At 41.9% G+C, this 8,108-nt stretch carries 6 protein-coding genes and 1 pseudogene; 2 read left to right on the top strand and 5 right to left on the bottom strand.

Translation table 11 applies throughout. The features are described from left to right. Both ansA and sppA read right to left on the bottom strand, forming a co-directional pair. Nucleotides 1-731, bottom strand: a pseudogene (gene ansA, locus CXF78_RS08300) (asparaginase); the annotation flags it as partial. Nucleotides 732-1,172: 441 nt separating this feature from the next. Continuing rightward, entirely contained in the window at nucleotides 1,173-3,017 is a 1,845-nt protein-coding gene (sppA, locus tag CXF78_RS08305; protein WP_102036498.1) for a signal peptide peptidase SppA, read from the bottom strand. Between the two features lie 163 nt (nucleotides 3,018-3,180). On the opposite strand from sppA, the gene CXF78_RS08310 reads away from it, so the two are divergent. Beyond that, on the top strand, nucleotides 3,181-5,196 hold the full coding sequence (locus CXF78_RS08310) for an oxidoreductase (protein ID WP_102036499.1): 2,016 nt from the start codon (nucleotides 3,181-3,183) through the stop codon (nucleotides 5,194-5,196). 154 nt (nucleotides 5,197-5,350) lie between these two features. Here CXF78_RS08310 and yghU read toward each other — a convergent pair whose 3' ends face one another. Together yghU and CXF78_RS08320 are read right to left on the bottom strand one after the other, a co-directional pair. After that, nucleotides 5,351-6,220: a glutathione-dependent disulfide-bond oxidoreductase gene (yghU, locus tag CXF78_RS08315; RefSeq protein ID WP_102036500.1), complete on the bottom strand. Its 870-nt coding sequence runs from the start codon at nucleotides 6,218-6,220 to the stop codon at nucleotides 5,351-5,353. A gap of 148 nt (nucleotides 6,221-6,368) precedes the next feature. Further along, a complete protein-coding gene (locus tag CXF78_RS08320) occupies nucleotides 6,369-7,043 on the bottom strand; it encodes a haloacid dehalogenase type II (protein WP_235585867.1) in 675 nt (224 codons plus the stop codon). Nucleotides 7,044-7,332: 289 nt separating this feature from the next. On the opposite strand from CXF78_RS08320, the gene CXF78_RS08325 reads away from it, so the two are divergent. Further along, nucleotides 7,333-7,626 (top strand): hypothetical protein, encoded by a 294-nt coding sequence (locus tag CXF78_RS08325; protein WP_011637597.1) that lies wholly within the window; start codon nucleotides 7,333-7,335, stop codon nucleotides 7,624-7,626. A gap of 180 nt (nucleotides 7,627-7,806) precedes the next feature. On the opposite strand, the gene CXF78_RS08330 is transcribed toward CXF78_RS08325, so the two are convergent. Continuing rightward, the coding region (locus tag CXF78_RS08330) for an EF-hand domain-containing protein (protein WP_145991396.1) at nucleotides 7,807-8,108 on the bottom strand (302 nt) is incomplete at its 5' end.

An 8,108-nucleotide genomic window follows, 5' to 3' on the forward strand; every position in this document is an offset into this window, starting at 1 on the left:
TTCCCACACCGAAGGTCAATAAAATTAGCGCCTTTACTGGTTGCTATATTATTGAAAATATCTGTGGAGATCCCAGGGTAAAGCGTTACCACACCTACAGGTTGCGGACTGATGGTAACAACCTCTAACGGGGCACCCGTTGGCTGCGTTATTTTACCCGCTTTGAGGTTAATTTTAATGCCGGCTTCTAGCAACATCGGGAAGTTAGGCGATGCAAACGCATCGAATCCGTCTGCATGGGCTTTGGTTGAGCGATTACCACGAAACAGTTTGTTATTAAAAAATAAACAGACTTCTGCAACTGGGTAGTTGGCCGCAATATAAAGCGAATTGAGCAAGTTGGTTTGACCGTCTGAACGTAACTGCGCCAACGGAATTTGTGAACCTGTTACGATAACTGGCTTGGATAAACCTTGCAGCATAAATGACAATGCAGAAGCGGTATAAGCCATGGTATCTGTTCCATGTAAAATGACGAAACCGTCGTATTTTTCATAGTTGGCTTGAATATCATTAGCTATCATTTGCCAGTCTGTCGGCGCCATATTGGATGAGTCAATTAATGGGCTGTATTCATGAATGACAAACTCTGGCATTTCAGTATGGTAAAACTCGGGCATTGACTGAACACAATCGGTTAAGAACCCTGATACTGGCACAAAACCATTAGCGGTCTTTTGCATCCCGATGGTACCGCCAGTATAGGCAACGTAAATTGAACGTTTTGTCATGTATGTAGGCTCTTTTTTAACAGCGATTGCAGATTGCGCAAATATACCAATTCCAATAATTATCTGGTCATTCAGCGGGAGTTCTGCGCCTTTTAGGCAAGTAATAGGATTGCCGACATAGTTGTTCTCGGCAACAGCTCCTGCGTTGCTCTATCTCCTGCATCCTTGCAGTCGTACGTCAAAATCATATTGAGCAGCATAAAAGGTGCAGAAACCCGCCCTTGGGAGCCACTCAGGCTTTCCATTTATTTGTTGCATTGTTTTACAAGGGAACAACCATTCTTTCAACAATGCGCCTCAAACTGAAAAACCTGAGTTACTCTGATTGAGCACATAATTAATGAAATTGGTATTATACGAGTTTATTTATCGATCCCCAATAAAAAAGCCTGCTAAGCAGGCTTTTTTTGAATAATCTTCATATTGCGGTCATTTGAGTGATTAGTAATTACAGTTTTCGCAATACATATAGACATGATTAGGGTCATCAAACATCGACAATGTTTCAAATGCGCCAGCCCACTGCTTGGCAAAGCGCTCAATGAAACTGGTTTGACGAACACTGTCTGGAACATAAGCCACAGTAGCGCCCATGATTTGCTGCATCAGTTGTTGTTCAGCGCTAAGCTCTTGCTCAATCACTTTAACATCGAACTTGTCCATTTTCGCTAAATCAGCAGCTTTGGCTAATGCCACATCCATATCACCCAGTTCATCAACTAGGCCTAAGGTGAGTGCGCGTTTACCTGTCCATACACGGCCTTGAGCAATATTATCTACTTGCTCTAGCGTCATATGACGCTCTTTTGCTACCAGAGAAATAAACTCATGGTAACCCCGTTCAATATGACGTTGTACTACCGCGGCAACTTGTGGGTTTAATTCACGTGCAGGCGATAAACCTGCCCAATCAGATGTAGCTACACCATCAGAGGTTACACCAAAATGATTAAGTGCTTGCTCAAACGTAGCGAACATACCGAAAATACCGATTGAACCTGTTAGGGTTGTTGGCGTAGCCACAATATAGTCGGCACTGGCTGATATCCAATATCCGCCAGATGCAGCAAGGCTACCCATGCTAACAACCACAGGCTTACCTGCAGCTTTCAGCGCTAACACTTCTTGACGAATTTGCTCTGATGCAAATGCACTACCACCAGGGCTGTCAACACGAAGTACGACGGCTTTCACTTTATCGTCAAAGCGTGCTTTCATGAGTAATGCAGAGGTACTTTCGCCACCAATTTGTCCGGCAGGTTGTTTACCGTTAAGAATCGTGCCTTTAGCAACAATAACGGCCACTGCGTCTTGTGCAACAAATTTAGGCATTGGTGCGGTTAACGCTCGGTAATCATTAAAGCTAATTTGCTTAAAGTTTTTACCTTCTTTATCACTGCCTACACGTTCAATCATAGCGACACGGAATGCATCAGCCGAAACGAGTTCGTCAACCCATTTCATGTTTACAGCCATTTGAGCACTGTCACCTTCCGCTTTATCAAGCTGAGCGAGATACTCATCTGTACTTAACACTAATTGATCAGGACCGATTTGACGGTTGCTGGCAACAATAGTCGAATAGCTTTGCCAAATATCATTTAACAATTCTTTGCTGGCGACTTTGTCGGCATCAGACATATCGTCACGAATAAAGGGCTCTACGGCTGACTTAAACGTTCCCACTCGAAATACGTGAGTGGTAATTTTGAGTTTTTCAAGTGCTGCTTTGTAATATAAGCGGTAACGGCTTAAGCCATCAAGCGCCACCATACCTTGGTTATTAAGGTATATTTTGTCTGCAAAGCTGGCTAAAAAATATTGATTTTGATCATAACCATTGGCCATTGCGATAACTGACTTATTGGCGGCTTTAAACTGAGTTAATGCTTCACCAATGGCGGTCATTTTACTAATGCCGGCATCACGAAGATCAGCTAAGTCTAATACGATACTGGTAATGCGGGCGTCTTGAGTCGCATTATTAATCGTATAAAGTACGTCAGCTAATAGAATTTCACCTTCTGGATCATTCGCTTGCCCTTGGCTAAGAGCCATTTCTATTGGGTCTACATAATGTTTTTGGTCCACTATGCTCCCAGACAAGTTCAGCACTAATGCTGATTGATCTTCGACGACAATTTCATCTTCGCTGTTGAGAAGTACCACAGCGATGACAGCCAACAAACCAAAAAATATTACGTTGATGATGAACTTACGGATACCGTTTACTGTATTCCATAACAGTAAAAACATCCTTTTTAAAAACGAGGGTTTAGCGGACATTTGCCACTCCTTTATCAGTCTAATGTAGTCATCCTAACTGAAAATCAATATAAATGTGAAATTCAATTGTAAAGGTTTTTAACAAACGAGCGTTTAAATGATTGAGCAAACTTTACTGGCGGGGTATGCTGGTTTAAATCACTTGTTTAAAAAGGATGTTTGAATGTCGTTTCCACACTTATTAGAACCTTTAGATCTCGGCTTTACACAGCTGAAAAATCGCGTGTTAATGGGCTCAATGCACACCGGTTTAGAAGAAGAAAAAGGCGGATTTGAGAAACTGGCAGCATTTTATAAAGAACGTGCTCAAGGTGGCGTGGGCTTAATTGTTACCGGCGGTATTGCCCCTAATTTACGCGGCCGTTTGGCGCCACATGCCTGTCAATTAAGCTTTTCTTGGCAGGTGGGTAAACATAAAATTGTTACCGATGCCGTGCATGAAGCGGGCGGTAAAATCTGTATGCAAATCTTACACGCTGGCCGTTATAGTTATCATCCTTTTAGTCTAGCGCCGAGCAAAGTAAAATCGCCCATTACCCCGTTCACTCCCTCTGCGATGTCTGCTCGTCAAGTACGCTCGACGATTAAAGACTACGCTACCAGCGCGGCATTGGCGAAAAAAGCCGGCTATGATGGCGTTGAAGTCATGGGGTCTGAAGGCTATTTGATCAACCAATTCATCAGTTCGCGCACCAATAAACGTACCGATGAATGGGGCGGAAGTTATGAAAATCGGGTTAAATTCCCGATTGAAATCGTTAATGCTATTCGCCAGAAGGTCGGCAGTGACTTTATTATTGTGTTCCGTTTATCGATGCTCGATTTAGTCGATAATGGTTCAACGTGGGACGAAGTCGTACAGCTGGCAAAATCGCTTGAGCAAGCTGGTGTAAGTATTATTAATACCGGTATTGGTTGGCATGAAGCCCGTGTACCGACGATTTCGACCAGTGTACCGCGTGGGGCATTTTCTTGGGTAACCGAAAAACTCAAAAAAGAAGTCAAGGTGCCGTTAATTGCTACAAACCGGATTAATACTCCAGAAATTGGCGAGTCGATTATTGCATCAGGTCAAGCTGATATGGTGTCGATGGCCCGGCCATTTCTTGCCGACGCTGAGTTTGTGAATAAAGCGGCAGCTAATACTCCTGAATTGATTAATACCTGTATTGGTTGTAATCAAGCTTGTTTGGACCACACCTTTTCGATGAAGCGGGCAACCTGTTTGGTTAATCCCCGTGCTTGTTATGAAACCGAAATTAATTTTACCCCAACAACCAGTAAAAAACGTATCGCTGTTATGGGCGCCGGTCCTGCGGGAATGGCGTTCTCTGTATATGCAGCATCCCGTGGTCATGAAGTGGTATTGTTTGAAGCCAAGTCAGAAGTGGGTGGTCAGTTCAATTTAGCGCGTAAAATTCCGGGTAAAGAAGAGTTCAATGAAACTATTCGATATTTCATTAACCAAATTAAGCTACATAACGTTGAACTGCGTCTAAACACTAAATTGGATGCGGCAGTGTTAGCTAATGAGAAATTTGATGAAGTGGTCATCGCCGCTGGTGTGGTGCCACGAGCGTTGGAATTACCAGGTTTTGATAATCCTAAAGTGGTCGATTACCAACAAGTATTAACCGGCCAAGTTGAAATAGGTAAAACGGTAGCATTGATTGGTGCTGGCGGTATTGGTTTTGATATGGCGCATTTCTTATGCGAATTAGAATCGAGCACTTTGCAACCCGATAAATGGTTAAAACAGTGGGGCATTGATAAAACCTATCAGAATGCTGGCGGGTTAACTGTAGAAGCCGAACATGTTCCAGGTCGTGAAGTGTATTTACTGCAACGTAAAACCACCAAAATGGGCAAAGGTTTAGGTAAAACTACTGGCTGGATCCATCGCAGTGTGTTGAAGCAACATCAAGTTCATATGAAAACTGGCGTAAGCTACGAAAAGTTTGATGAACAAGGCCTGCACATTAAAATCGGTGAACAATCTGAAATTCTTGCTGTAGATAACGTGGTGTTGTGTGCCGGACAAACGTCGAATCGCAGTTTGGTTGATGAAATGAAAGCCAGCGGATTACCTGTACATTTAATTGGTGGAGTCGATGTGGCGGCTGAATTAGATGCTAAACGCGCTATCCGCCAGGGTGCAGAACTTGCGATGAGTATTTAATTGTCACAGACGTCTGGCTTGAAATAACGTTCACAATTTGCGTTGTTTCGGCCTCTGATACGTCAATATAAAAAGCCTTCTGTAATGCAGAAGGCTTTTTAGTATCCCAATAAAATAAGTCAGGATACAAGCGCGCCAAACTTTAGCGGCTGACTTATTTTACTGTGCTAGGACGCAACTTAAGCACCTTATCAATATCTTCTGCGCAATGACGCTCAGGAACTTGTTCCCATTCTTCGCCCCAAGAGCGATTGATGATACGACCACGTTGAACCCCTTCACGAGTTTCAAGCAATTTAGCCCAACGAACAACATTGGTATATGACTCTACTTCCAGGAACTCGGCTGCATCGTATAAATTGCCCAAGACTAAGTTGCCATACCAAGGCCAAATAGCAATGTCTGCAATGCTATATTCTTCACCAGCAATAAAGGTGTTTTTTGCCAGTTGTTTATCTAACACATCTAACTGACGTTTAACTTCCATAGCAAAGCGATTAATTGGATATTCCTGTTTTTCATCGGCATAAGCATAGAAATGACCGAAGCCACCACCGAGGAACGGCGCTGACCCTTGAGCCCAGAACAACCAGTTAAATGTTTGTGTTCTGGCTTTGCCATCCTTAGGTAGGAATTGGTTAAACTTCTCTGCTAGATGAACCAAAATTGAGGCAGATTCAAATACGGTTTCGTCTTCACCAGCTGACTTATCCAATAAAGCGGGTATTTTTGAGTTTGGATTGACGGCAACGAACCCTGACGAAAATTGATCCTTTTCCCCGATGTTAATCAGATAGGCATCGTATTCAGCTTCTTTAATGCCTAAGGCCAGTAGCTCTTCTAACAGAATAGTCACTTTTTGCCCGTTTGGTGTGCCAAGGGAGTAGAGTTGCAAAGCATGCTTTCCAACAGGCAGCTCTTTATCAAATCTTGCACCTGAGTCTGGGCTATTAATGTTTGCCCACTTATTCGCGCCATTGGTATTATTTTGCCAAACTTTAGGTGGGGTATATTGGTTAGTCATAAAATATCCTCGTGCAACCTGTTAGCAGGTTAAGTAAATTGATAATGCGCTTAGCACAATGTTGTTAGTGTAGCGTGTAAAGTTTTAATGTATTAGCATCAACGCGTATGAGTTATGCTTTTATTGTTTAAATGCAGCATGTTAGTTATTACAGGGAATCGAGCTGTTCACTTAATTCGATTAAATTACCGACGGTGATGTCAGGCTCAATGCCCCAAGGATCAAATATTTTTTTACTGTCTCTTTGGATCCAAGCTGTATTCAGTCCGGCGGCTTTCGCACCAATGACATCCCATGGATTGCTCGACACCATCCAACAATGATTGAGGTCAGATTGAGTACGAGTCATTAAATAATCGTAAACAGCAGGGTTAGGTTTAAATGTCTTTAGATCATCGACACTGATTACGTCATGTAGTTGAGGTAAAACGCCCGAGTTTTGCATAAGTGTACGAACCGCAACTTCTGGTCCATTTGAAAAAGCGGCCAAGGTATGACCTTGATTGCGCAGTAATGCTAGTCCAGGAATGACATCATCAAAAGCCTTGAGTTGACTAAATTTAGCCAGTAAATCTTGTTGTTCGCTGTTTGACAGTGTGACGTTGAAAACAGATAAACAATATTGCAGAGCTTGTTGAGTACACACACCGAAATCTTCATATTGTTGCATTAAGCCACGACGAAATGCATATTCGACTTTTTTATCGTGCCATAATTGACCAAATTCTTGTGCCTTGTCGCCAATCAATTGTTGCAGATGCTGGCCCATATCCACAGGATCCACTAATGTGCCGTAAACATCAAATCCAATCATTTTTTGCATGTTCATTGTTCCATTTGGGTTGTGAGCCAAGTGCTTAAGCTCTTTGTCATTTGATATACTTGTCGATAAGCTTTATCTGTAGTGATTTTGCGCGCTCATAATGTGAGCCATGAGTTACTATAAACTAACTATAACATTCGTTCAATTATTATTTTGAGCGAACGTTCCAAATGATGCAAGCGATTAAATGGCATTAGCTTGAACTGCTGTATTGGCGTTCAAGGAAAACTTTGATGCAGAGTTAATTCATTGTATTATATTGATTAAAAATTATTGAAGGTAATGTTAAATGGAGTGTCCTCGTTGTAAGGGTATCTTTGCCCGTAAAGCGCTTAAACAAGTCCGTAAAGGTAAACATGGGGTTGAAACACAGTGCCCTAAATGTGAGCAATGGTTGATGTTCGAGCCTAAAATGATGATGACCAAAAATATTGGTTTATTTATTTTGTTGGTATTCAGTGTGGCTAACTTCTTCATCGACAACACTGATTATCGCTTAATATGCTCGTTTTTAGGTTTTGCGGGTGCTTGTATTGCTTTTTATGGCGTATTTAAAAGTAAGCTTATTGCTGCGCAGGAGTAATGTGTAATTTGAATCTTAGTGATGGTGTGGAAAAATGGCGCTATACCTTGCAGGTGTAGATACAACTAAGTCGCTTGCTATGCTACAGCGTATTTAAAAGAGAGGTGATGCTGATTACCTCTCTATGGCGATGTTGATTACTACCCCGAGCAGAGATTATGTAGATATCCCAAACTGAGATTATTTAGAATTTCTCATCATTTCCCGATGAGATTGAAATTCTTCAGCATCAATAAACTTATTGTGATCCAAATCGATACGCTCAAACATTTCATCACAATTCGATGAGTTTTTTAATAGACGACCTTCAGATTCACGCAATGCTTGCCTGGCTTTTTGAAAGCGCTCAAACTCTTCTTCAGATATCAATTTGTCTTGATTAGTATCAAAATCAGAAAATGCAGGCATCTGAGACATTCTCATCATTCCATTTTCATTTCCGATAGCATTAGCTGACATAGAAATAGTAAGACAAACTAGTA

This window comes from Shewanella sp. 11B5 (assembly GCF_002836795.1).
In the GTDB taxonomy this organism is placed as follows: Bacteria; Pseudomonadota; Gammaproteobacteria; order Enterobacterales; family Shewanellaceae; genus Shewanella; species Shewanella frigidimarina.